A 23,162-nucleotide genomic window follows, 5' to 3' on the forward strand; every position below is an offset into this window, starting at 1 on the left:
TGCTGTCCTTGTGGTGTTGACGGGTGGTTCCGTGGCTGTCGTAGGGTCGTGGCTGCCCGGGGGAGGCGGTTATGGCTTTGGTTGCTGTGGCCCGGCGATTCACGTCGTGACGGCTTCGAAGGATTGGCCGCCCGCACTCTTCGCGATGACCCGACCGCTGATTGAGAGACGCGACATGATCGCGATGCTCGTCGCGCACGGCCAGAACATCCTCTACATCCCGGGCCGGATCGTCCACCACGCCTCCAAGCTCTACCGCGGAGAGGGCAAAACGGATGCGAAGGACGCCGCTGTGATTGCTGACCAGGCACGGATGCGCCGGGATCTGCAGCCCCTGCGGGCGGGGGATGAGATCAGTACCGGGGTGAGGATCCTCACCTCCCGCCGGGCGGACAAGTCCGCGGACCGGGTCCGGGCGATCAACCGGCTGCAGGCCCAGCTGCTCGAGTACTTCCCGGCCCTGGAGCGTGCTTTTGACTACAGCCGCTCCAAAGCCGCCCTCCTGCTGCTGACCTAACACCGGACCCCGGACGGAATCCGCCGCACCGGCCAAGCCAGGCTCCAGGCGTGGTTGAAGAAACACGGCGCCCGCTCCTCCGCCGTTGTCGCTGCCGCTGCGGTCGAGGCCGCGAAGTCCCAGCACACCACCGTTCCGGCCCAGCACCTCGGGGAACTTATCGTCGCGGCCCTGGCCCAGGAGATCGTCACCCTGAACAAAGAACTGGCCGAGCTGGACGCCCTGATCAGCGCGAAGGTCACCGAACACCGGCACACCCGGACCTTGCTCAGCATGCCCGGCTTCGGCCCCGTCCTGGCCGCGGAGTTCCTTGGCGCTACCGGCGGGGACCTGACGGTCTTTGAAACCGCGGACCGGTTCGCCGGCGTCGCCGGACTTGCCCCCGCACCCAGGGATTCCGGCCGCATCAGCGGCAACCACCACCGCCCCAGACGCTACGACCGCAGGCTCCTGCGCGTCTTCTACCTCTCTGGCCTCTCGGCGCTTAAATCCTGCCCGGCATCACGGACCTACTACGACCGCAAACGAGGCGAAGGCAAAACCCACATCCAGGCCATGCTTTCACTGGCCCGGCGCCGCCTCAACGTCCTCTGGGCCATGCTCCGCGACGGCACCACCTACACCCGGTTCTCCGCACCGGCGCCACCATTGGTCGTCTGACCGAGTCCGTCCCGCCCCGAAATCCGCGCCGCAGACTCAAGCGGCACCGTTTTTCTCCACGATTTCCGAGGTATGGCCCCCTCGAGGCGGTATTGCCGGCCTGGGTTGCTATCCCGTCCGACAAACCCGGGGTCGGACCCGTGGCGAAGCGTTATCTATGTGACCGATAGATGACACCCCTGCGGAATCCTGCGCGCTGGACATCCCGCGAGGAATGAGTCAAGAATGAGCCGGCGGGTGTCGGCGAAACTCCCTGTGCTCCCGGCCGGGCTCGTTCAGCCCGGCGGATCTGACCCTTGGAGGCGGGACATGAAGGCTGTGGTTGTCGGGGCGGGCATTGCGGGCCTCGTGGCGGCCCGCCAGCTCGGTTTGGCCGGCTGGGACGTCGAGGTCCTCGAGAAATCGGCCGCTCCGCGCCCCGATGGCTACATGATGGACTTCTTTGGTCCGGGCGTGGAGGCGGCGGAGCGGATCGGCCTCTACCCGCGGCTCGCCGCGGTGGCCTACCACGTCGAGGCCGCCGAATATGTCGATGCAACAGGACACCCCACCTCCAGCCTCGATTACGACCAGTTCGCCCGGCTTGCCGGCGGGAAGGTCCTGAGCCTGCTGCGCCCCGACATGGAACGCGCCGCCCTCGCTGCGCTCGACGACGTGGCCTCCGGCCGGGTGCGAATCCGTTACGGGGCGCCGGTTTCCCAGGTATGGAGCGGTGAGGACGGCGTGGAGGTCGCCGTCGGTGACCCGCCGGACGTGACGCTCGGCGCGGACGTCCTCGTCGGCGCCGATGGCATCCATTCCGGTGTACGAGCCCAGGTCTTCGGCCCCGAAGAGGAATACCTGCGCCCCCTGGGCATGCGGGCCGCCGCGTTCATTGTGACCGAGCCGGTCCTGAATGCCCGCTTCCGGAACCGGTTCGTCCTCACCGACAGCATCGACCGGATGGCCGGGCTCTATAGCCTCCGCTCAGACGAGGTGGCGGCATTCATGGTCTACCGGGATGCCACAGACGCGCCAGGGCACCAGCGCTCCGGGAGTCCGCGGGAGCGGCTGCGCCGCGAGTTCGCCGGCCTCGGCCACGCCGTCGACCGGCTGCTGGAGCTGTGCCCCGAGCATCCGTACGACGACGTCGTCGCACAGGTTGTCATGCCGGGCTGGCAGAGGGGGCGGACCGTTCTCGTGGGGGACGCCTGCGGGGCCGTGTCGCTGCTCGCGGGTCAGGGCGGCTCACTCGCCATCGCCGGTGCCGCGTTGCTGGGGGACTTCCTGGGACCCGTGGCTTCACCTGACGGGATCAGCGCAGCCCTCGCCGAATTCGAGCGACGCTGGCAACCGGTAGTCGAGGAGGCGCAGGCCGCCGGGAGGCGCACCGCGTCATCGTTCCTCCCCTCCAATCGGACCCAGCGCCTCCTGCGCCGCTGGATCATACGGGCCACCCATCTGCCAGGAATCGACCGGCTCGTGGCCCGCCAGATCGTGGGCAGAATCGCCAAATAGGCCGCGCGACCGGCATCGGTCGTCCAGAAGAGCGGCGGGAATCGGCCGAGAGCTGCCCTAGTTTCGACGCGGAGCTGGAATGCTCCGCGTCGCGGTGGTGGCCAGCATCGTGCCTCAGCACAACCCGCCCTGCCGTTACTGCTCCGGAACCAAGTTGGGGAACAAGCGCCACTGCGGATTCGTTGCACTCGGGACGACAACCAGGGAACGAGGAACGGATCATGACCGCTGATTACGATGAACTGCGCGCCGACGTTAAGGAAACGCAGGATAAGTCCCTTGAGGCACTAAAGTCCGCCAACGCCCCTGACGCGCTCAGCGTGGTACGGGAACTCGACGCACCCGATGATGCTGACGCTCTCGGCGTTCCGGGCGGCGAAATCGTAGCTGAGGAACTCACCGTTCAGGTCGTCCCCCAAGCCGCGGACGAGTTTACGTGCCACTCCTGCTTCCTGGTCCGGCACCGCTCCCAAATGGCCCGTGAACACGACGGTCACCAATATTGCCAGGAATGCGAAGGCTAACCGCCCCGTTTGGCGTTCGAGCACCAAACCTGACACCACGCCGGAGCCCGCCGATGGTGAAGGCGCTGACCATTGCCGGTTCTGTTGCTACCAGATAGCCGAGCACCACGAAGAAAGGATGACATTCAGGACCTTCTTCGGCCCGTCCAGCCGCCGGGCCAGTGCGTCAGCTCGGCGAAGCCGGCCGCTTCCCGCAGATGCGCCCGGGGCCTCGGCACTGGGCCCTTGTTCTGTCATGAATGTCCGGACCACGGAGCATGGTGGACACCATAGAGAGCAGACCCATCGCCGAGTTTGCTCTTGGGAATGACGCTGATTTCAAGCACCACCGCTGTAGTGTCGGCGAGGTCGCCGGATCCGGTGCCACGCACCGCCTGCAGCACCTCAGATTCGCTGAGGCGGTTTCTGCGCAGTTGGGCATGCTGAAGTTCTCCAAAAAAACGAGTGCCACGGGCTTGGACGTCACTGCAGATCTGGCCCCGGGCACATGCGAGGACGCCCACGCGACGACGAACTGCAGGCCCGCGAGCAGCGCCAACGCCGTCACCCCTCAAAAAGGCAACGTCAGAACTGAGTAGGATCCTCGCGAGCGTGGATCCCAAGGCGACCGTCACAATGAAATCGAACGCGTTGAGCTGCCCCAACGTCCTCTTGCCCGAAACCCGCAGGACCACCACCAGGGCAGCATACAAAACTGAACCGATGATCAGGACACGGAGAATATCCGCCCAGGAATCAAACCACATACTCTTCATGCTCCTTCGATACGGTAGTCGGCCGATATCAGGGACAGGGGAACGTCACTGACAGTACGCTGGGTATTTCCGGTTCGGTTAGCTGCAAACCAAAGGACAGTAGGCAGTGAAGCTGAATCGCCCGTCGAAAGCTGGCCTTCGGGTAGGAAGAGCAGGACCTTATGACTGAAGTGCCTTCACTACAGGCGGACCGCTGCTGATGAACGGCCGTGCCGCGCACTGGCTGGACGCGCTGCGGAGCCAGTTATGGCCTCTCCCGGCGTTGTCAGTTGCCCTCGCCGTGGTGCTGGGTGTGGCGGTGCCTGCTCTGGATTCCGCTGTCGACGGCCAACTGCCCGGGAATGTCGGTGTTTTTCTCTTCAGCGGAGGCCCGGGAGCGGCCAGGTCGGTCCTGCAGGCCATCTCAGGGTCCCTGATCACGGTGACGTCCCTGACCTTCTCGCTCACCGTGGTCACGCTGCAGCTGGCCAGCAGCCAATTCTCGCCGCGGCTGTTGCGGACTTTCACTTCCGACCGGTTTGTGCACGTAACGCTGGCCCTCTTTCTGGCATCTTTCGCCTTCGCGCTGACGGTCCTGCGCAGCGTCCGCGACGAAAGCAACGGAAACACCGCCTTCGTACCGGAAATTTCGGTCACCCTCTCGTTCGCGCTTGCCATAGCCAGCGTCGTGGGGCTGGTGCTCTTCCTGGCGCATCTCACCCGGGAAATCCGTGTGGAAACCATGATGCGCAACGTCAACGTGGAAACCCGGGAAACCATCGACCGGGTCTTTCCCGAGGACCGGCCCGCACGCGGGCCCGAACCCGTCCCGGCGTCCGGCGCCTTCCACATCAAATCCAGCTCCTCAGGCTTCCTGACGTCGCTGGATAAAGGCGCACTCCTGCAGGCCGCGAGAGATTCCGGTGCCGTGGTGCGGATAGACCGGGAACCGGGCAGCTCCCTCGTGGAGGACGTTCCCTTCGCTACCGCCTGGGCGGCCGAACCGGGAAGAATATTAGGACACGAGGCCCGCGAGAAGCTGGCCAAAGATGTCAATGCCGCTGTGGCAACAGGGTATGAACGCACCAACGTCCAGGACGTCGGGTTCGGGTTCCGGCAACTGGTTGATGTCGCCGCGCGGGCACTCTCGCCGGGCATCAACGACCCCACCACGGCAGTGCACGTCATCGGGCACCTCTCGGCCCTGCTGTGCCGGCTGGCGGGAAGGAACCCCGGCCCGGAGCACGTGACCGACGAGGACGCGCGCGTCAGGGTGGTGCTGTCACTTCCCACGCTCCGGGACCTGCTCGACATGGCGATGAACCAGCCCCGGCAATACGGCGCCGCGGACGCGGCCGTCGCGCGCCGCCTCCTGGGGCTCCTTCACGAACTTGCATGGTGCGATGCGAAGGGCCAGTACCGGATGGAGATCCTGGACCACCTGGGCCGCATGCGCAACGCCATCGGCGCCGGGGATTACTCAGGCCCCGAACGAAAAAACCTGCTGGACAAGGCCGACTCCATAGGAACCCAGCAGACATAGAACCGGCAACCCAACGGGGTTCAGCTGTGGCAAAAGTAATACACGTGTGACCAACCGGATGGAGATCCGAAGATAGGCTCGCAGACGTGTCCAACAGGAAGTGGGGATGGCCGCGCTGAGTTGGCCTTCGCTTGGGATGCTTCGCTACGAAGCGCTTTCTTGTGTTTCCTCGCGGCTCTTCTCCTCACGGGGGCCGCCTCGCACACCCACGGCAGCCGGTACGCCATCGTTGGACACAACCCCTTTCAGTCAGTGGTGACCCCATCACCCGGCCCTGAAGGAGTTGAGGCAGGGGCTCCTCCGGCGGCAACTTCACCCGGCCCGGGTGAGGCACGGTCGTCGGCTTCTCAGGCTGTCCGCGTGGTCCATCAGGCCGGCCCGTGTAGTGACCCCGAGCCGATGGAGCGGGACTGCTGCGAACGGAGGCAGGCTCCGCGCGGCGAACCGGCCCCGCTGAAGACAGGGGCGGTGGACCCGCCCGCTTTGCTCCAGCGGCAGCCCGGTGACGGACTTCTTTCCAGCGCTGTCCCCCCGGAGCCGGATCTTCCGGCGCTCACGGTGGTTCAGCTTTCCATCAGCAGGACGTAAAAAACGGTCTCGCCGTTGCAATGCACCACGACCTGTTGAATAGACCTGGAAAAGAGAAACCAATGACACATGTACAGTCCATGCTGGACGCCCACCCTCTGGGCACGGGAAGCATCGACAAGGCCAAACTAGTCGAATGCATCCAAGCATGCTTTGAGTGCGCCCAAACGTGCACTGCGTGCGCCGACGGTCGCTGACCATCCATCCCGTCCGCGGAACCGCCGGGGCCGGCTTCATCTTCCGCGGCCCACCCGGCCTGGACTACCGCCAGATCCAGGCCCAGCAACGGATCCTTTTCGACGCCTAAACCCCGCATGAGTGGCCGGTGCCTGAACTGCCCGACCTACGCGGCCAGGTGTGCGCCGCCGACGACCTGTACTTCGACGCCGTCAGCCAGGTCCGGCTGCCTGGCTGGTCCCGGGGACGGGTAACCCTGCTCGGCGACGCCGCGTCCTGCGTATCGTTGGTCGGAGACGGGTCCAGCCTCGCCATGACCGGGGCCACCACCCTCGCCGGAGCCCTGGCCGGCACCCCCGGTGACCCCACCACCGCGCTGCGCGGTTACGAATCGCACCACCGCAAGCTGGCCAACTCCGGCCAGCGCGGCCACGTCCTGGCCGCCGCGCTGCTCGTTCCCGCGACCCGAACCGGCCTCACCGCCGCAACCTCACCGCCCACCTACTGCCTCACTGAGCCCCGAAACCAGCGCGGGCCGCCACCAACTGGAAAACTCCCGCAAAGGCGCCCCGGCTGGCCGCTTGAGAAAGTTGTCCGCGCCGAGGCGATCAGGGACTGAATTCGTCGCCCGGACGTGACCCAGCCACAGCCTTCCGCGCGGCGCCAGCGCTGGGACTTACCCGGCAGAGGACGCGGGCTTGCGGGAGGAGTACCCTGTGAATATCCGTCCGGCACGGACGGACGCCTTCGGTGTTAGGGGATGAAAAAACGTGGCTGCTGATCCAGCGCCGGCTCCATCAACGGGGCCGCACCCCGCCTCGCGGCCGGTCAACAAACCTGCCCCTTCCAAGCCAAAACGCCCTCCAGGGAAACCGTCCCAGCACAGGGATGGGACCACGGACGTGACGCGGGCCGGGATGATCTGGGTTGCGGTCAGTGCGGGTCTCGTTCTTCTGGTGTTGCTCATCATCTTCATCCTGCAGAACCAGGATCGCGTGACCGTGTACTATTTCGGCGCCGCGGGCGAGCTTTCCCTGGGCATGGCGCTGTTTATCGCGGCAGTGGCGGGCGGGATCCTGGTCGCGATCGCCGGGGCAGCGCGGATCCTCCAGCTGAGAAGCCAACGCCGTCACCCGCCCGCCGTGCCTCCGGCCCCGTCGGGGCCCGCCGCCACCGGCCGGCCAGGCCCCACGCCCGGGCCGTGAGTCCGCGGCGCTAGTCGGGACGGCGCCCAACTTCCTGAGCCGCCGAGCGGGCCCTGGTCAGCAAGAACGCGAAGGGCCTCGCTGCGCTCGGACAGCACAAGCATTTCTTGACCTTTTTTGCTGCTGTCCGTTGGATCGTACGTGCCCGCTCCACCGGCTCAACCGTGCTGCGGCCGGCCGCGCAGCCGACGTTTCGTGTTCGGCGTTGCGCTTATTTCCTCACACAACCCGCCCGCTGGTTGCCCTTCGGGTTGCCCCGGTTCCGTCGGGCACAGCTACGCGATGCTCCGCCAGCAGGCAAAAACATGGTGGGGGAGAAGGGGTAGCCGGTACGCCAGGCGCCCCGCCCCGCCCGAGCGAAACGGAGCATCACCTCGTGAGCACAACAACCATGACCCACGCCGTCAGCGGCGACACCACAGAGCCGGTGGACGACCGGTCCTCCCCGCCGACAACCGGGCAGGAGACGGGTACGGCTGGATGGACACCCTCGAAGGCACCGCCTGGTCCGTTTCCGCTCAGGCCCCTCTAACGTGAAATCGGGTCTGCCCTTGGTCTTCCCGGTTATCGTCGTTTGCGCCGGGTGTTCAGGTCGGTCCGCCACCGGCGTAGGAACAGCAGTGTTTTGATAAGGGCTGCCGCGGCTGGTGCGCGCAGGCGGGCACGGGTGTCGGCGATAGCGGCGTGCCATACCCCGTCCGAGTAGGTGGGGTAGGGGTGTGTGACCGCGGCGATGTCGGAGGTCTTCAGCCGGCGTTCCATGGCCAGGACGACCTCGGCCAGGGATTCCCCTGCGCGGGGCCCGACGATGGTGGCGCCCAGGATCCGGCCGGCCCGGTCTACGTGCAGCCGGGTGAAGCCCGCGGTGGTGTTGTCGGTGACGGTCCGGTCCACGTGGGTGTGGGGGGTGGTCAGGACATGGGCGTCCGTCCCCGTGACGCCAGTTGTGCCGACGGCGGCGAGTTCGGGAGATGTGTAGGTGACCCGGGGCACGATGGGACTGATTTTGCTGGTCAGGCCAAGAACAGCGTTACGTGCAGCGATACTGGCGTGCACCCCGGCAACATGAGTGAACCTGGGATGGGAGGTGACATCCCCCGTGGCCCAGAAGGACGGATTAGTGGTGCGCATCCCGGGATCGGTGATGATCTGGCCGTGGGCGTCCGTGGAGATGTCCAGTTGTTCGAGTCCGTGCCCGACGGTTCGCGCCGTCCGTCCGGCCGCCAGCAGGACGGTGTCGGCGGTGAGGGCTGTGCCCTCGTCCAGTTCCAGACGGGAACCGGATCCGGTCGGGCTGATCCGTTCCACACGGGTGTGTTCCAGGATCCGGATGCCGTCCGCTTCCAGGCTGGTCTTGACTAGTGCGGCTGCTTCGCGGTCTTCTCTGGGCAGGATCGTTGACCGGATGATCAGCGTGACCTCGGATCCGCGCCGGGAGCGGAGAACCTTGCAGCGCCCCTGATGAACCGCACCCCGGCAGCCTCCAGGGCCTGAGGGGAATCCACCGGTTCGATGGCGCGATGGCATCCCGGATCATGGTGCGCACGAGGGAAAAGTCCGGGGCCTGCCCGGTGAGCATTGCCCTTGTGCGGGTCGTGGTGGCGGCGGCAGGGAGTGTCTTGGACGGGACACAGCCGGTCCACGCCAATCACCGCCCGTCCGGTCGCGTTCGACCAGCACCGTCCGGGCGCCGACGTCGGCGGCCGTCATCGCGCCGACAAGCCCGGCGGTGCCGCCGCCGAGGACCAGCAAATCGACAATCCCGTCCCTGTCCACCATGTCCGTGCCCTCCGTCGTCGGGTAAGTTTGGCACCCAATCCTGCCCCATCGTCAGCGTGCGTGGCCAACTGGAACGGGAGGGCACCGTCAAAAACAAGTACAACATCTATGCGCCGGCCTACGACGTGCTCTCCGGCGAGTTCGCCGTGTACCGGGCAGGACGTATCCTGGGCATCGATGCACTCGACCCGAGGCCCGGGGATCAGATCCTGGATATCGGCTGCGGGACCGGCCTGAACTTCCCGCTCCTGCAGGACAGGATCGGACCCGCTGGGACAATCATCGGCATCGACCGCAGCCCCGGAATGCTCCGCCAGGCACAACTCCGGGGCCACGCACCACGGCTGGGTCAACGTCATCCTGGTCCAGGCCGACATGACCAGCCTCGACGCCCGGACCGTCACGGCCCGGATCCGGGACCAGGGCGGGGCAGCCGCCTCGGACGGCGCCCTCGCCACCTAATCCCTCTCCCTGATGCCGGCCTGGCGGTGCGCCTGGACAAATATCCCCGGCCTCCTCCGCGCGGAGGCACGCGTCTGCGTCGTGGACATGCAGGCGCCGGCCGGACGGGCACCCTGGCTGGCGCCGCTCGCCCGCCTTGCCTGCAGGATTGGCGGAGCCGATATCCTAGCCCACCCCTTCCAGGCCGTGGAGGAGGACTGTGCGGGCGTCCTCAGCCGGTCTGCCCGGGGCGGGCATCTCCAAATCCGGGCCGGGACCCTGCAGCCCCGCCACGACTAGCGCGGCCGGGCTCAGGGCCCGGCGCACGTTCGGGCCGTTCGGCGGTCGCGGATCTCTGGCGTCCCGGTGACGGCGGGACCCCGGCGGGGGCGGGCAGCCTGAGTGTCCCACGAGCTGGTCACCCGTGTGGGCAGGGCCGGGCGTTCCTCAGGCGCTGGTTTGGTTCACACTGCACCGCTTGCCGGGCCGCGTTTCTGGTGCCAGACAAAGGCGAGTCGCAGGCTGGTGACGGATGCGAGGGATACGCCGATGAGTAGCAGGGTGGCCTGGTCGTGGAGGATGAGCTGGATCACCAGGACGATCAGGGCGCCGAGGCAGGCCAGAAACCCGGTACCGCTGACCAGCCGTGGCCAGAACCCCGCCAGGACCCGGGCTGCGAGAAGGTTCGTGGCTCCGAAGACGGCCAGGAAGACCGCCGATCCGAAGGTCAGCAGGGCAGTGATGTCCGGCAGCATGGCGAAGGCCGCACCGAACACTGCCAGGAACACGAGCGCGGTGACGGGCAGACCGGCCCTGCTTCTTGCGAACGCCGCCGGTAGCTCGTTTGCCAACGCTATCTCGTGCATCTGGCGTGCCGTGGAGAACAGGGTGGCGTTGATCGCAGAACTCGCCGCCAGAAGCGCCCCGAGGCTCGCGATCCAGTACCCCGCCGGCCCCAGGGCCACCTGGCCGGCCGCGGCAAACGCGACTTCCTTCTGGGCCACGATGACCTCGTCGCTGACCAGCATCTGAGAGCCGATCGTCACAGTGACGTAGATCAAGGTGACGAGCGCGACCGAGAGGTAGAGTGCCCGTGGCAGTGTCCAGCGTGGCCTGACGAGGTCATCGTAATCGTAGGAAAGCAGTTCGAACCCCTCGTAGGCGACGAAGATCGATGCCGATGCCACGATGGCCCCGGCCAGACCCTTTTCATCCAGCGGGGCAAGCCGTTCCGGGGAAAAGTGCGCGAACCCGATGACGGAGATCAGGGCCAGAACCCCGACCTTGATCAGGACCACGAGGTCCTCAGACAGCGCCGATGCCCCAACCCCGCGAAGGTTGATCCCCAAAAACACCAGCAGGATCAGGACAGCGAAAACGTTCGCGAATGCCCCCGGCAAACCAAAAGCGTGCGCCGCGTAGTGGCCGAAGGTGAACCCATAGACTCCTACGGCGATCAGATAACCGAACATCAGCAGCCACGAGATGTAGGAGCCGGTGCGCGGGAACCCGGCATTGTGCAGGTAGACGAAGAGGCCGCCGGAGCGACCGGCCCTGGCCGAGAGCGCCGCGAAGGAATGCGCGGTCACCATGGCGATCGCCCCGCCGATCACGAAGCTTCCGACAGCGAGATGTCCGGCAAGTGCGACGGTGACACCCAGGACGCTGAAGATGCCCCCGCCGATCATGCCCCCGACCGCCATCGCCACCGCATCACGCAGGCGGAGCCTGCCCACTCCCTTGTCCCGGCGCGCGGCCGTCCTGGGATGAAACGCCGCCTTGGGTGTCGGAGGTCCGCTATCCATATGCTGCGCCCAATCTGTACGACAGTGACGGCCGGATTCCGTGCCTGTGCCGACCGTAGCACTACCGACTCTGAACGGCGCGGGAACGCGGGGTCTAGGATGCTCATTGAGGCCGGTGAAAGGAAAAGACAAATGACCAGTAACAGCTCATTCACGATTGTGGTTGGTTTTGACGGTTCCGAACATTCTCAGACAGCACTGAACTGGGCGGTGGCCGAGGCCCGCCAGCGCAACGGCCAGCTCCGCCTGATCACGGCCTGGAGCAAGCCGCCGATGGCGTGGTACCCGGCGGTGCTGGAAACGGCGGCGGGTGAGATTGCCGCTGAAGAGTCTCCAGAGACAATCGCAGGGACGCTGCAGGCTGAGGCGCTGAAGTCCGCTGCAGATGAGGGCGTGGCCGCCACCGGGCAGGTTGTTCGCAGTGATTCACCGGCGTCAGCGATACTCGACGCCGCCCAGGACGCGGATCTCGTCGTCGTCGGCTCACGGGGTCACGGCGGATTTCCCGGGCTGCATCTGGGCTCGGTCTCGACCCAGGTAATCCACCACGCACCATGTCCTGTCCTGGTCGTCCGGCCCAAGGCCTCTTGAGGGATGACCGTGGCAATTGTCCTCGGATTGGTATGTTGCCAAGACCCCGGCACGGCGTGTGCCGGGCCGTCAACAGCATGACTGCCTGACTTCCACTGAACGGGCGTGCTGCGGTTCTAATCGGGGGAGTATTACGGTGTTGGGGGAGGGTGATTCTCGAATTGCCTGGCGACGATGACGTCGGTCGAGGAATGGGCGAGGATGGACAGCACAATGACCAGCGCCACGAGATGAAAGAGCTCATCGGAGCGCTGCACACCTGATTCGAGGACGAGAAGCCCATACACCACAGAGGCGAACCCTTTGGGGCCGAACCACATCGCCGCCAGTTGCTCTTTGGCCGGCAGCCGTGTGCCGAGGAACGAAACCAGCAGAGCCAGCGGGCGGGCCGCGACGATAGCCAGGATTGCGAATACCCACCCTGTCCACGCGATCTCTCCGAACAGGAACGTTGGGGTGATCAGCGCACCAAAGACCAGGATGGCGGCCAGCTTAAGCAGTTCCGACACCAGTTCCCCGAACTGTTCGAATTCCTCCCGGAAACCCGGGCCTGCGGTGGCCACGGTGATGCCGGCCGAGAACGCTGCGAGGAAGAGGTTGGCTCCGGTCACCAGGCAGATGGCAAGTACGAGCAGGCCGATGGATACCGCCACCAGCGGTTGCAGTCCTTTCGTTGCCAGCAAAAAGGGAAGCCGCTCCAGCCAAATGACTATCAGCGGCACGAGAACTCCGATAAGCAGGCCCAGAGCTATTTCTTCGGCCAGGACCCCGATCCCGACGTCCGTTCCGCCACCGAGGGCCAGCAGCACAAGGACTACGGGCAGGGCCAGCCCGTCATTGAGTCCTGACTCGACGTTGAGGAGGTGGCGTAAGCGCCCCGGAACTTCCTTGCGCCCCACAATGGCGGCCGCGAACACCGGATCGGTCGGTGCCAGCACTGCACCGAGCAAGAAGCACGGAAGCCAGGGAAGACCTGCAATGTAATGGGCCAGCAGTGCGGTGACAAGAAGTGTCAGTGGCAGCCCGAGCAGCAGTGCCCGGCCAGGCAAACGCCAGGCGCTTCGAAGGTCCGACAGTCCCACTTTCATTCCGTCGGTAAACAGGACGGAAAACAGGGCCAGCTGGGCCAGAACCCCCACCACCGGATCCCCGGGCTGTATGGGAACGAAGCCAAGCATGCCCTGGCCCAGGACAAAGCCGCCGAGAAGAAACAGTACCGCCGTGGAAAGCACCGTTCGGCTGGCGCGTTCGGAAATGAGAACGCCGAGTACCAGCAGCACCGCGAAAGCGAGCGTGAGCATCGGGATCATCCGCATCCCCCGTCTGCTTGCGTGCGCCAGAATTCAGGAGCGAAACTGCTTTGGCGCCAGGAATCAGGTGGCGCTCCTGGGCCGGACGATCAGGACGGGGCAGGGCGCATGGTGGGAGACCTGGCCGGAGATTGATCCGATCAGGAGCCCGGCGAAACCTCCGTGGCCGCGGGATCCCACGATGAGAAGGTCCGCGTCTTTCGCCGCATCCAGCAACGCAATCGCGGGGGAATCCCGAACTACTTTTCCGGCGATGTCCAGGACACGTTCAGCGGCGTGAAAGGAGTCGTCGATACCGCTGTCTTCTACCCTGGATGGCACAGGAGGATAGTGCCAGGCGGTGATGACCCGGACCTTTCCGTGGCGCAGGCGCGCTTCGTCCACGGCCAGTGAAGTGCGGCCAGCGACTGTTCGGAACCGTCGACACCGACCACGATCAGGAATGTACCGGTCCCGTTCATTCTTCTGTCCTTTCGCGTCCCAGCAGCCGACGGCCCTGGGCAGTGTCAGTCTGTGCCCGTCGTTGGCGAGTGGTCAAGGCTGTCTTCTGGGCCGCCCCTTGCAGGCCGCGGCTGAAGGCCGCTCATTCGAAGCAGCCGGACCGAGGTCCGTGCGAGTGACTCGTTCAGCCGGCGTCCACAACGCTGCAGCCTCACGGTGCCAGGCATCGCCGGGATCATGGCTGCCCCGGCAGGGATCCGGGCCGGGGGAGGGTGAAGTTCCGGGGATGGCGTCACGCACTCATGTGGTCCACCGATCCGGACTCGGAGTAAACCCATGGCCGTATAGTCTTGATCCGGCTCTTCCACCGCTCTCCACGACCAGCCCGACGGCGAGTGCGTGCCGCGAAAAGGAGTCGATCACCCTCCAAGTCCGCAGACAGGGGCTATGGGCTGGTGCTGCAACTGATGCATCTGTTGGAGTGCTTCGCTAGCTAGCCTGCCGTGACCGGGCGGCGGTTTGGTCTGTCAGTTCCTGGACGTGGAGTAGTTGGGATTGGGCGTCCGTCCGGTCGATCTGGTCCCCGAGCAGTTCGGAAATGAGTTGGCGATGCTTGCGTATCGCGTGGCGGAGCCGCTGGTCTTCGTGGCGCAGGAGCTCGCGTTCGACGCTGAGCGAGCCGCCGGTTGAGTCCGTCGCCTTGGGATGTACTCCGCTGGTCAGTCGGGCTCTGGCGTTCCTGACTTCGCGCATGAGCGGTTCCTGCCGGACGAGCCCTGGGGCTGACGCTGGCGCGTCGGGCAACCTCCGCGACCGTGATGGGCACGCGGCTGCGTTCCATGGCCTGGATAGTTGCAAGCACAGCTGGTCGTTTGCTCTTGCTCTCTCTTTTCCGCTGCCGGACCATGGAGGAGGGACGCAACCTCGCATCACTGCGACAGGCGGACCTGTCCTTATTGGGCTGGCGATAATCGTTGGCTATGCGGCCGCGGCCATAGTCATCCGTCAGAACAGGTAGTACCGCAGGAGCAGGTAGGGCACGCAGAGCCCTATGGTGACGGCGGTGACCACCAGCCCGTATTTGGTGAAGGTCCAGAACGAAATGGGGTGGTCGTAGCGCTTCGCTATCCCGATGACGACGACGTTTGCACTGGCTCCGACGGCGGTGGCGTTGCCGCCGAGGTCCGCCCCGAGGGCCAGCGCCCACCAGAGGGGCTTGGCTGCGGCGCCGCCTGCCTCCACAAGGTCATGCGTTATCGGCGCTAGTGTGGCCACGTAGGGGATGTTGTCAATAATGCCGGACGCGAAAGCCGAGCCTGCGAGCATTGCGACGGCGGCGACGTCGTAGTTGTCCCCGATGAGAGAGGCGACGGCCTCGCCCACCGCGTCGATGACTCCAAGGTTGACCAGGGAACCGATCATGATGAACAGGCCTGCAAAGAACAGCAGCGTCTCCCATTCGACGTCTCCGAACACTTTTCGCGGTTCAAGCCGGGCGAGCAGGATGAGGAGGCCTGCGCCGAGCATCGCGACCAGGGACGGTGCGAGCCCCAGCACCGGGCGGGCAACGAAACCGATCAGCACCAGGCCCACCACCACGAGCGATTTGATCAACAATGACTTCTCCCCCAGCGCCTCCTTCTCGTTCAGGGCCATGACGCGCGCGGCCCGGTCCGGATGGAAACGGAAGGCGGAGCGGAACATCCAGCGGCACAGTCCGATGAAGACGACGAGGAGCACCGCGACGATCGGCGCGAGGTTGATGATGAAGTCGTTGAAGGTCAGGCCCCCGCGGCTGGCGATGATGATGTTGGGAGGGTCGCCAATCAGAGTGGCCGTGCCGCCGATGTTGCTGGCCATCACTTCCGCGATCAGGAAGGGAACGGGCGGTGCCGCGAGCCGCTCACACACCAGGAGCGTGACGGGGGCGGTGAGCAGCACCGTGGTGACGTTGTCCAGAAGTGACGAGAGCACGGCGGTGATGACCACCAGGATCACCATGATCCGGAACGGATAACCCCGGGCCTTCTTCGCCGCCCAGATCGCGAGGAACTCGAAGAGGCCGGTCTGCCGGAGGATGCCGACAATAATCATCATGGCCAGCAGCAGGAAGATGACATTCCAGTCGATCCCGCTCTCGGCCGAAAAAAACATCCCCGTGTCATTGGTGGCACCGATCAGGACCATCGCAGCTGCGCCGCCCAGCGCGGTGGTCGTCCGCGGCAGTTTTTCGGTAGCGATCAGAACATACGCTGTGAGAAAGACACCAAGAGCAAGAATGACCTGGACCGTCACTGCTCCTCGCTCCGTGAGCCAGGGCCGCCGGCGCTGGCCAGGACGGCCTTGATGACGGCGGGAAGAGTGATAAACATCGGGGCATCCCGAGGCGAGTCGCGGACCAGGGCAATCTGGGTGCGGGCATCCACCATGCGCGCCGCGATCTCGACCAGGGTCGCGTCGGACTCGATAGTCAGGATCTTGCGGACGGCAACGCCCTCATCGTCAAGCATCTCCCCGACGGTCCGTTCTGCGAGGTATTCCCACAACTCGGCGGCCCCGGCCTCGTCGAACACGGCGGCCAGCGACACATCATCGAGAAGGTAACCGGGCACCATGAGCCGCAGAACGTCCACGGCTGAGACTATGGCTGTGGGAACTCCCAGCTTGTTTGCAATCACCAGCCCCACCAGGCCGCTATCGGCGATCAGGCGTCCGGCTTCCACCGCATTGGTCTCGCGGCGCACAACGGGTAAAGCAACTTGCAGGTCGGCTGCGCGCACAACGGCTCCTCATGCCTCGGGGGACAGAACGTAGTCCCATCCAACCACCGGTTTCCTGCGCTTGGCAGGGGTTGTCGGCGTGTTCAGCGATCCGGCCATCTGCCGCATTCCATTGTTCTGTAGGCACAGCATCTGGATGTGGTGTTGTCGCTGCCCTTCCAGAACTACTCGCAGGCCGAACAGGGACTGCGCCGCCTGCTCAAGATGGGTGGCGCATGGCCGGATAACGACCCGGGAGCGGACGCCACGGCGCGGTTTTCGGATGGTGAGGATCTCGCTTGTTGTAGCGGTTTCGCGCCGGGGATTCGAGAGAGATTTCTGTGAGTTTCCGCAGCTCACCTGCCGTTCAGAACAGGAAAGGTTCCGGGTGGTGACGGTCGAGGCTGGGGTTTCGGTGGTCAGCGAGGGAGTAGGCGGGCGGTGAGGTTGCGGGCGGTGAGGCCGGTTCGGGTCGCGGGGACGAGCAGCGCGGCGGCCAGGACGTGGCTGCGCTGGCGGGAGTTGGCCAGCTTGCGGTGGTGGGGTCACCAGGGGTGCCGGCCAGGGCTCCGGCGAGGGTGGTGGCCCCGGTCATGGCGAGGCTGGACCCGTCTCCGACCAACGATACGCAGGACGCGGCGTCGCCGAGCAGGGTTACCCGTCCCCGGGACCGGCCCGGCAGCCGGACCTGGCTGACGGCGTCGAAGTACAGGTCGTCGGCGGCGCACACCTGGCCGCGTAGGTCGGGCAGTTCAGGCACCGGCCACTCATGCGGGGTTTAGGCGTCGAGAATGATCCGTTGCTGGGCCTGGCGGTCGCGATAGTCGAGGCCGGGTGGGCCGCGGAAGATGAAGCCGGCCCCGGCTGTTCCGCGTACGGGATGGACGGTCAACGACCGGCCCGGCTGGTTGTACATCACCACCGTTCCGGCCGGGGCCCGCCGCCATCGGCCGGCCAGGCCCCACGCCCGGGCCGTGAGTCCGCGGCGCTAGTCGGGACGGCGCCCAACCCCCCGAGCCGCCGAGCGGGGCCCTGGTCAGCAACAACGCGAAGGGCCTCGCTGCGCTCGGACAGCACAAGCATTTCTTGACCTTTTTTGCTGCTGTCCGTTGGATCCTACGTGCCCGCTCCACCGGCTCAACCGTGCTGCGGCCGGCCGCGCAGCCGACGTTTCGTGTTCGGCGTTGCGCTTATTTCCTCACACAACCCGCCCGCTGTTTGCCCTTCGGGTTGCCCCGGTTCCGTCGGGCACAGCTACGCGATGCTCCGCCAGCAGGCAAAAAACATGGTGGGGGAGAAGGGGTAGCCGGTACGCCAGGCGCCCGCCCCGCCCGAGCGAAACGGAGCATCCCTCATGAGCACAACAACCATGCCCCACGCCGTCAGCGGCGACACCACAGAGCCGGTGGCCGACCGGTCCTCCCCGCCGACAACCGGGCAGGTGACGGGTACGACTGGATGGACACCATCGAAGGCACCGCCTGGTCGGTCTTGCCGAACTGGGGCAGCGAGGGATGGGACGCCGGATCCTGGCCCTACATCATCCTCGCCGTCGCCCGCACCCGCGACCGAACCGGGGAACTGTTCGGCTACGGCACCTACGTCGAAGGCGACACGTCCACGTACTGGTTCCGGGCCCAGGCGGCCTGCTACGAAGCGATCACCGCCGAGGTGTTCTTCCACTGGGCCTCCGGCCAGTCCGACGGACCGGACAGCCTCCCCGCCGCGGCGGCGGAACTCCCGGACCGGGACCGGAAGCCCTACCCCGGCTGGACCGACTAACCACCGGCCCCGTGCCCCGGCCGCCGACGGGCCGGGGCACGGGCACGGCACCGCAAAACATCCGTTGACAACATCATTGAGTGTCCTCGAATATTGGCGCCTGTAGTACACTTGGTGGAGCAGTTTGCTGTGCCCTCAACGCATTGCGTCAGCACGCCTCATTCAGGAATGCGGGGGAGCAGCAGCTGACTACGCGCATCCAGACCTCCACTTCCGAAGCCCCGGCTTTGATTGCGGAGGATTGCGTCTCTTGCGGTCAGTTCCTTCGCGGTCCTGATGAGAGTCGCAATGGATGCCAGGAGCACGGCCCGCCTTGGGCCACGCTAACCAACCGTCAACTATTGGCAGGGTAAGAGGGCTGTAAGGCTTTCTCATGAATGACCTGCCGGAAGGAGCGTCGGCATGCCCGTCGTAACTATGCGCCAGCTGCTTGACAGCGGCGTCCACTTTGGACACCAGACCCGCCGTTGGAACCCGAAGATGAAGCGATTCATCTTCACGGAGCGCAACGGCATCTACATCATCGACCTTCAGCAGTCGCTGTCCTACATCGACCGCGCCTTCGAGTTCGTGAAGGCCACCGTTGCACACGGCGGCACCGTTCTCTTCGTCGGCACCAAGAAGCAGGCCCAGGAAGCAATTGCTGAGCAGGCTACCCGCGTTGGACAGCCGTACGTGAACCAGCGCTGGCTCGGCGGTATGCTGACCAACTTCCAGACCGTTTCCAAGCGCATCCAGCGCATGAAGGAACTGGAAGAGATCGACTTCGACGACGTCGCCGGTTCCGCGTACACCAAGAAGGAACTGCTGCTCCTTCGCCGTGAACTCACCAAGCTGGAAACCAACCTTGGCGGTATCCGCAACCTGACCAAGGCACCTTCCGTGCTCTGGATCGTGGACACCAAGAAGGAACACCTGGCTGTCGACGAAGCCAAGAAGCTGAACATCCCGGTTGTGGCCATCCTGGACACCAACTGCGATCCCGACGAAGTCGACTTCCCGATCCCGGGCAACGACGACGCCATCCGCTCCGTAAACCTGCTGACCCGCGTTGTCGCCGACGCCGTCGCTGAGGGCCTCATTGCCCGCAACCAGCGTGCAACCGGCACCACCGAGGCTCCGGAAGAGCCGCTCGCTGAATGGGAGCGCGAACTCCTCGAAGGCAGCAAGACCGAAGAGGCTGCAGCCGCTGTAGCTGCTCCGGCAGCAGAAGAAGCCGCAGCTCCGGCTGCTGAAGAAGCTGCTGCTCCGGTTGACGAGGAAGCTCCGGCCGCTGCCGAGGCTCCCGCCGCCGACGCCGACAAGTAAGACAAGTAAATCCGGATTTTCCGGCGCTGCCCGCAACGCCGGAGCACTGACAGGATGGCGGCTCACCCAGTGAGCCGCTGTCCTGTCGGTCCGTACACCACATACATTTTCTAGACAGAGGGGTTCACATGGCGAACTACACTGCCGCTGACATCAAGGCTCTGCGCGAGCGCACCGGCGCCGGCATGATGGATGTCAAGAAGGCTCTCGACGAAGCCAACGGCGACGCCGAGAAGGCCATTGAGATCATCCGCATCAAGGGCCTCAAGGGCGCTACCAAGCGCGAGGGCCGCTCCACCGCTGAAGGTCTGGTGGCCGCCAAGGTCAGCAACGGCGTCGGCGTCATGATCGAGGTCAACTGCGAGACCGACTTCGTTGCCAAGGCTGACAAGTTCATCCAGCTCGCTGACAAGGTCCTGGCCGTTGCTGTGGAGTCCGGCGCTGCCGATCTCGAAGCCCTCCTGGCCACCGAGGTTGACGGCAAGCCGCTGTCCGAGGTCGTTGTCGAAGAGGGCGCAATCCTGGGCGAGAAGGTTGTTGTCCGCAGGATCTCCCGCATCGAAGGCGGCACTGTTGACGCTTACCTGCACAAGACCTCCAAGGATCTCCCGGCTCAGGTCGGCGTCCTGTTCGCTGTCGACGGTGAAGGCGAAGCCGCTGCCACCGCTGCACACGACGTTGCAGTTCACATCGCAGCGATGTCCCCGAACTACCTGACCCGCGAAGACGTTCCGTCGGACCTGGTCGAGTCTGAGCGCCGTATCGCTGAAGAGACTGCCAAGGCTGAAGGCAAGCCCGAGGCAGCCCTCACCAAGATTGTGGAAGGCCGCGTCACGGGCTTCTACAAGGGCGAAGTCCTGGTTGACCAGGCGTTCGCGAAGGACGCCAAGAAGTCTGTGGCACAGGTCCTCGAAGAGGCCGGCGTCAAGGGCACGTCCTTCGCACGCTTCCGCGTAGGCTCCTAGTCGAATCCGCAATAGGGGTGGCCACTTCGGTGGCCGCCCCTTTTGCATGCACCCGGCAAGGGCCAGATGAGACCTTTGGCCACCCAGCACGATAACCTTTTTCAGAGTTCACCAACGGGAAGGCACCCATGAAAGCCGTCAATACTTCAAGCCAGCCAGAAAAGAGCCGGCGCCGCGTCCTCCTGAAGCTCTCAGGTGAGGTCTTCGGGGGCGGAAAGCTGGGCGTTGACCCTGACACGGTCCGCGGTGTGGCCAAGCAGATCGCCGCCGCAGTTCCCGACGTCGAAGTCGCCATCGTTGTGGGTGGCGGAAACTTCTTTCGCGGGGCCGAACTGTCCCAGAGCGGCATGGACCGCTCGCGGGCAGACTACATGGGCATGCTCGGTACGGTCATGAACTGCCTGGCCCTGCAGGACTTCCTGGAGCAGGCCGGGGTTGAAACCCGCGTCCAGAGCGCCATCACCATGGGTCAGGTTGCCGAGGCCTACATCCCGCGGCGCGCCATCCGCCACATGGAAAAGGGCCGCGTGGTCATTTTCGGCGCAGGCGCCGGACTGCCGTACTTCTCCACCGACACGGTCGCCGCCCAGCGTGCCCTGGAAGTCCATGCAGACGTTGTCCTGATGGCCAAGAGCGGCGTGGACGCCGTCTACACCGCCGACCCGAAGAAGGACCCCGCTGCCGAGCGCCTCGACACCCTGAGCTACGACGACGCACTGCGCCGCGACATCCGGGTCATGGACCAGACCGCCATGACCATGTGCAAGGACAACAACCTGTCCATGGTGGTGTTCGGGATGGAAGGTGAAGGGAACGTTACCCGCGCCATCCTGGGCGAAAAGCTGGGTACCCTGGTGACGCCCTAGCTGCGGCTAGGATGATTTCAGCACGGTTCCATCCCCCGCTGGCGGGGACATTGCTGGAACCAGGAACACTGAACCAAGATTGTGCATGGAACCGGTAGCCGGACTGCACTGATTTCTGAGGAGAGACCGTGATCGAAGAAACCTTGCTCGAAGCCGAAGAGAAGATGGACAAGGCAGTAGAGGTAGCCAAGGAAGACTTCGCGTCGATCCGCACCGGCCGGGCAAACCCGGGCCTCTACAACAAGGTGCTGGTGGATTACTACGGTTCACCCACCCCGCTGCAGCAGCTCGCGTCCTTCGCTATCCCGGATGCCCGCACCATCCTCATCACGCCGTTCGACAAGACCGCCCTGCGCGACATCGAACGCGCCCTGAGCGACTCCGAGGTGGGCGCCAACCCCTCCAACGACGGCAACGTCATCAGGATCACCATCCCGGACCTGACCCAGGAACGCCGCAGGGAATACGTCAAGATCGTCAAGACCAAGGGTGAGGACGCCAAGATTTCCATCCGGAACATCCGGCGCAAGGCAAAGGAAACGCTGGACAAGCTGGTCAAGGACGGCGAAGCCGGCGAAGACGAAGGTAACCGCGCCGAAAAGGAACTCGATGCGCTCACCAAGTCCCGTGTGGACGGCATCGACGAGCTGCTCAAGCGCAAGGAAGCAGAGCTGCTCGAAGTCTGATGAGCCAGGCAGAGCAGGCCCCCGCACAGCGGGCGCGCACTAAGGGGAAGCAGCCGCGGAGCAACCCGACCCCCAAAGCCGGCCGGAATCTTCCGGCAGCCATCGTGGTGGGCCTGGCTATGCTCATCGGTGTGCTGGGTGGGCTGCTCTTCCTGCCGCTTGGATTCGTTGCTGTCACCACGGGTTTCGCCGTTTTTGGCGTTTGGGAAATTTACCGCGCCCTCGAGGCAAACGGGACCAGGATGCCTATTGTCCCGGTCATGGTGGGAACCATCGCCATGCCGTTCGCGGCGTATTTCGGCGGTCTGGAAAGCCTGCTGTTTGCCATGCTCCTGAGCTGCGTGGCGGTGCTGCTGTGGCGATCGGTGGAAAGCCCTGCCGGCTCAGCGAACAGCATTTTTGCCGGGGTGTTCGCGCTCGGCTGGGTGCCTTTTTTCATCAGCTTCGCTGCGCTGCCGCTGCACGCTCCCGGCGTTGCCACACCGGTGGGACTTTGGCCGGGCGGGACGATTCCGCCCGGGGCTTGGCAGGTGGCCGTGATGCTCCTGCTGGTGGTCTCTAACGATACCTTTGGGTACCTTGTGGGGGCTTCCTTGGGCAAGCATCCCATGGCACCCAAGATCAGCCCCAAGAAATCCTGGGAAGGGTTTGGCGGCTCAATCGCCGGGGCCATGCTGATCGGAATCCTGGCCTGCATTTTCATCCTGGACAAGCCCTGGTGGGTGGGCGTGATCCTGGCCGTGGGACTCGTCGCAGCGTCCACTGCGGGCGACCTTGCCGAGTCGATGGTCAAACGTGAACTCGGCATCAAGGACATGAGCAGCGTCCTGCCGGGTCACGGCGGTGTGATGGACCGGCTGGACTCCATCGTTTTTGCCTCACCCGTGGCGTTTGTCCTCTTCGCGATGGTCTCGGGGGTCTGAGCCCGACCACCCCTGCCTGACCACTTCGCCGGACACCGGCAGCGCCAAATAGACTGGTGCA

The 23,162-nt window shown here is 65.1% G+C and carries 24 protein-coding genes and 2 pseudogenes; 16 read left to right on the top strand and 10 right to left on the bottom strand.

Annotated elements, in window-relative coordinates:
* The first annotated feature begins 145 nt into the window (after window positions 1-145).
* The 3 genes and pseudogenes from ABIB27_RS14990 to ABIB27_RS15000 all read left to right on the top strand — a co-directional run bounded on the left by ABIB27_RS14990 (window position 146) and on the right by ABIB27_RS15000 (window position 3,198).
* A pseudogene (locus ABIB27_RS14990) lies at window positions 146-1,177 on the top strand (IS110 family RNA-guided transposase).
* A gap of 309 nt (window positions 1,178-1,486) precedes the next feature.
* The gene (locus ABIB27_RS14995) at window positions 1,487-2,674 is read left to right on the top strand and encodes an FAD-dependent monooxygenase (protein WP_354254181.1); all 1,188 of its coding nucleotides are present in this window, start codon (window positions 1,487-1,489) and stop codon (window positions 2,672-2,674) included.
* 221 nt (window positions 2,675-2,895) lie between these two features.
* On the top strand, window positions 2,896-3,198 hold the full coding sequence (locus ABIB27_RS15000) for a DUF4193 domain-containing protein (RefSeq protein WP_211882386.1): 303 nt from the start codon (window positions 2,896-2,898) through the stop codon (window positions 3,196-3,198).
* Between the two features lie 233 nt (window positions 3,199-3,431).
* Here ABIB27_RS15000 and ABIB27_RS15005 read toward each other — a convergent pair whose 3' ends face one another.
* Window positions 3,432-3,944, bottom strand: coding sequence for a DUF421 domain-containing protein (locus ABIB27_RS15005; protein WP_354215277.1), 513 nt, complete (start codon window positions 3,942-3,944; stop codon window positions 3,432-3,434).
* Between the two features lie 208 nt (window positions 3,945-4,152).
* Here ABIB27_RS15005 and ABIB27_RS15010 point away from each other — a divergent pair, with 208 nt between their 5' ends.
* From ABIB27_RS15010 to ABIB27_RS15030, 5 genes and pseudogenes are all read left to right on the top strand, one after another.
* Window positions 4,153-5,475 (top strand): DUF2254 domain-containing protein, encoded by a 1,323-nt coding sequence (locus ABIB27_RS15010; RefSeq protein WP_354215278.1) that lies wholly within the window; start codon window positions 4,153-4,155, stop codon window positions 5,473-5,475.
* Between the two features lie 650 nt (window positions 5,476-6,125).
* Window positions 6,126-6,251 (top strand): annotated as a pseudogene (locus tag ABIB27_RS15015) (four-helix bundle copper-binding protein); the annotation flags it as partial.
* Window positions 6,242-6,370 carry a hypothetical protein gene (locus ABIB27_RS15020; protein WP_354254182.1) on the top strand — a complete coding sequence of 43 codons (129 nt, stop codon included), beginning with the start codon at window positions 6,242-6,244 and terminating at the stop codon, window positions 6,368-6,370. The pseudogene ABIB27_RS15015 and the gene ABIB27_RS15020, both read left to right, overlap by 10 nt.
* 18 nt (window positions 6,371-6,388) lie before the next feature.
* Entirely contained in the window at window positions 6,389-6,859 is a 471-nt protein-coding gene (locus tag ABIB27_RS15025; protein WP_354215279.1) for a Rossmann-fold NAD(P)-binding domain-containing protein, read from the top strand.
* A gap of 283 nt (window positions 6,860-7,142) precedes the next feature.
* A complete protein-coding gene (locus tag ABIB27_RS15030; protein WP_502909227.1) occupies window positions 7,143-7,445 on the top strand; it encodes a LapA family protein in 303 nt (100 codons plus the stop codon).
* A gap of 564 nt (window positions 7,446-8,009) precedes the next feature.
* On the opposite strand, the gene ABIB27_RS15035 is transcribed toward ABIB27_RS15030, so the two are convergent.
* Window positions 8,010-8,972 carry an FAD-dependent oxidoreductase gene (locus tag ABIB27_RS15035; protein ID WP_354215281.1) on the bottom strand — a complete coding sequence of 321 codons (963 nt, stop codon included), beginning with the start codon at window positions 8,970-8,972 and terminating at the stop codon, window positions 8,010-8,012.
* 6 nt (window positions 8,973-8,978) lie between these two features.
* Entirely contained in the window at window positions 8,979-9,224 is a 246-nt protein-coding gene (locus ABIB27_RS15040) for an FAD-dependent oxidoreductase (protein ID WP_354215282.1), read from the bottom strand.
* Between the two features lie 146 nt (window positions 9,225-9,370).
* Here ABIB27_RS15040 and ABIB27_RS15045 point away from each other — a divergent pair, with 146 nt between their 5' ends.
* Window positions 9,371-10,222 carry a methyltransferase domain-containing protein gene (locus ABIB27_RS15045; protein WP_354254221.1) on the top strand — a complete coding sequence of 284 codons (852 nt, stop codon included), beginning with the start codon at window positions 9,371-9,373 and terminating at the stop codon, window positions 10,220-10,222.
* Here ABIB27_RS15045 and ABIB27_RS15050 read toward each other — a convergent pair.
* Window positions 10,130-11,470 (bottom strand): APC family permease, encoded by a 1,341-nt coding sequence (locus ABIB27_RS15050; RefSeq protein ID WP_354254184.1) that lies wholly within the window; start codon window positions 11,468-11,470, stop codon window positions 10,130-10,132. The two genes, ABIB27_RS15045 and ABIB27_RS15050, sit on opposite strands and share 93 nt — an antisense overlap.
* A gap of 132 nt (window positions 11,471-11,602) precedes the next feature.
* Between ABIB27_RS15050 and ABIB27_RS15055 the strand changes: the two genes are divergently transcribed.
* A complete protein-coding gene (locus ABIB27_RS15055) occupies window positions 11,603-12,061 on the top strand; it encodes a universal stress protein (protein WP_354215285.1) in 459 nt (152 codons plus the stop codon).
* A 131-nt stretch (window positions 12,062-12,192) separates the two neighbouring features.
* On the opposite strand, the gene ABIB27_RS15060 is transcribed toward ABIB27_RS15055, so the two are convergent.
* The 6 genes from ABIB27_RS15060 to ABIB27_RS15085 form a co-directional block, all read right to left on the bottom strand.
* Window positions 12,193-13,377, bottom strand: a complete 1,185-nt coding sequence (locus ABIB27_RS15060) for a cation:proton antiporter domain-containing protein (protein WP_354254186.1) — start codon at window positions 13,375-13,377, stop codon at window positions 12,193-12,195.
* 57 nt (window positions 13,378-13,434) lie between these two features.
* Window positions 13,435-13,755 carry a universal stress protein gene (locus ABIB27_RS15065; RefSeq protein WP_354215287.1) on the bottom strand — a complete coding sequence of 107 codons (321 nt, stop codon included), beginning with the start codon at window positions 13,753-13,755 and terminating at the stop codon, window positions 13,435-13,437.
* Between the two features lie 546 nt (window positions 13,756-14,301).
* The gene (locus tag ABIB27_RS15070) at window positions 14,302-14,565 is read right to left on the bottom strand and encodes a hypothetical protein (RefSeq protein ID WP_354215288.1); all 264 of its coding nucleotides are present in this window, start codon (window positions 14,563-14,565) and stop codon (window positions 14,302-14,304) included.
* 252 nt (window positions 14,566-14,817) lie between these two features.
* On the bottom strand, window positions 14,818-16,107 hold the full coding sequence (locus ABIB27_RS15075; protein ID WP_354215289.1) for an ArsB/NhaD family transporter: 1,290 nt from the start codon (window positions 16,105-16,107) through the stop codon (window positions 14,818-14,820).
* Complete coding sequence (locus tag ABIB27_RS15080) at window positions 16,104-16,592, bottom strand: CBS domain-containing protein (RefSeq protein ID WP_354215290.1); 489 nt, start codon at window positions 16,590-16,592, stop codon at window positions 16,104-16,106. The genes ABIB27_RS15075 and ABIB27_RS15080 overlap by 4 nt, the downstream gene beginning before the upstream one ends.
* A 346-nt stretch (window positions 16,593-16,938) precedes the next feature.
* Complete coding sequence (locus tag ABIB27_RS15085; protein WP_354215291.1) at window positions 16,939-17,331, bottom strand: hypothetical protein; 393 nt, start codon at window positions 17,329-17,331, stop codon at window positions 16,939-16,941.
* Between the two features lie 698 nt (window positions 17,332-18,029).
* Here ABIB27_RS15085 and ABIB27_RS15090 point away from each other — a divergent pair.
* The 6 genes from ABIB27_RS15090 (at window position 18,030) to ABIB27_RS15115 (ending at window position 23,101) form a co-directional block, all read left to right on the top strand.
* On the top strand, window positions 18,030-18,353 hold the full coding sequence (locus ABIB27_RS15090; RefSeq protein WP_354215292.1) for a hypothetical protein: 324 nt from the start codon (window positions 18,030-18,032) through the stop codon (window positions 18,351-18,353).
* A gap of 402 nt (window positions 18,354-18,755) precedes the next feature.
* The gene (rpsB, locus tag ABIB27_RS15095) at window positions 18,756-19,661 is read left to right on the top strand and encodes a 30S ribosomal protein S2 (protein WP_354215293.1); all 906 of its coding nucleotides are present in this window, start codon (window positions 18,756-18,758) and stop codon (window positions 19,659-19,661) included.
* 128 nt (window positions 19,662-19,789) lie between these two features.
* A complete protein-coding gene (tsf, locus tag ABIB27_RS15100; RefSeq protein WP_354215294.1) occupies window positions 19,790-20,626 on the top strand; it encodes a translation elongation factor Ts in 837 nt (278 codons plus the stop codon).
* 128 nt (window positions 20,627-20,754) lie between these two features.
* Window positions 20,755-21,492, top strand: a complete 738-nt coding sequence (gene pyrH / locus ABIB27_RS15105) for a UMP kinase (protein ID WP_354215295.1) — start codon at window positions 20,755-20,757, stop codon at window positions 21,490-21,492.
* Between the two features lie 128 nt (window positions 21,493-21,620).
* On the top strand, window positions 21,621-22,178 hold the full coding sequence (gene frr, locus ABIB27_RS15110) for a ribosome recycling factor (RefSeq protein ID WP_354215296.1): 558 nt from the start codon (window positions 21,621-21,623) through the stop codon (window positions 22,176-22,178).
* Window positions 22,178-23,101, top strand: a complete 924-nt coding sequence (locus ABIB27_RS15115; protein WP_354215297.1) for a phosphatidate cytidylyltransferase — start codon at window positions 22,178-22,180, stop codon at window positions 23,099-23,101. Before frr ends, ABIB27_RS15115 begins: the two co-directional genes overlap by 1 nt.
* The last annotated feature ends 61 nt before the right edge of the window (window positions 23,102-23,162 follow it).

It is taken from the genome of Arthrobacter sp. UYEF21, assembly GCF_040546085.1.
Classification (GTDB): domain Bacteria; phylum Actinomycetota; class Actinomycetes; order Actinomycetales; family Micrococcaceae; genus Arthrobacter.

Bases quoted from the DNA above. Each gene is read 5' to 3' on its own strand.
- pyrH (WP_354215295.1), top strand. From the start codon at position 20,755: ATGAAAGCCGTCAATACTTCAAGCCAGCCAGAAAAGAGCCGGCGCCGC.
- ABIB27_RS14995 (WP_354254181.1), top strand. From the start codon at position 1,487: ATGAAGGCTGTGGTTGTCGGGGCGGGCATTGCGGGCCTCGTGGCGGCC.
- rpsB (WP_354215293.1), top strand. From the start codon at position 18,756: ATGCCCGTCGTAACTATGCGCCAGCTGCTTGACAGCGGCGTCCACTTT.
- ABIB27_RS15035 (WP_354215281.1), bottom strand. From the start codon at position 8,972: ATGCCATCGCGCCATCGAACCGGTGGATTCCCCTCAGGCCCTGGAGGC.
- ABIB27_RS15010 (WP_354215278.1), top strand. From the start codon at position 4,153: ATGAACGGCCGTGCCGCGCACTGGCTGGACGCGCTGCGGAGCCAGTTA.
- ABIB27_RS15060 (WP_354254186.1), bottom strand. From the start codon at position 13,377: ATGCGGATGATCCCGATGCTCACGCTCGCTTTCGCGGTGCTGCTGGTA.
- ABIB27_RS15040 (WP_354215282.1), bottom strand. From the start codon at position 9,224: ATGGTGGACAGGGACGGGATTGTCGATTTGCTGGTCCTCGGCGGCGGC.
- ABIB27_RS15090 (WP_354215292.1), top strand. From the start codon at position 18,030: ATGGACACCATCGAAGGCACCGCCTGGTCGGTCTTGCCGAACTGGGGC.
- ABIB27_RS15070 (WP_354215288.1), bottom strand. From the start codon at position 14,565: ATGCGCGAAGTCAGGAACGCCAGAGCCCGACTGACCAGCGGAGTACAT.
- ABIB27_RS15005 (WP_354215277.1), bottom strand. From the start codon at position 3,944: ATGTGGTTTGATTCCTGGGCGGATATTCTCCGTGTCCTGATCATCGGT.
- ABIB27_RS15115 (WP_354215297.1), top strand. From the start codon at position 22,178: ATGAGCCAGGCAGAGCAGGCCCCCGCACAGCGGGCGCGCACTAAGGGG.
- tsf (WP_354215294.1), top strand. From the start codon at position 19,790: ATGGCGAACTACACTGCCGCTGACATCAAGGCTCTGCGCGAGCGCACC.
- ABIB27_RS15000 (WP_211882386.1), top strand. From the start codon at position 2,896: ATGACCGCTGATTACGATGAACTGCGCGCCGACGTTAAGGAAACGCAG.
- ABIB27_RS15055 (WP_354215285.1), top strand. From the start codon at position 11,603: ATGACCAGTAACAGCTCATTCACGATTGTGGTTGGTTTTGACGGTTCC.
- ABIB27_RS15050 (WP_354254184.1), bottom strand. From the start codon at position 11,470: ATGGATAGCGGACCTCCGACACCCAAGGCGGCGTTTCATCCCAGGACG.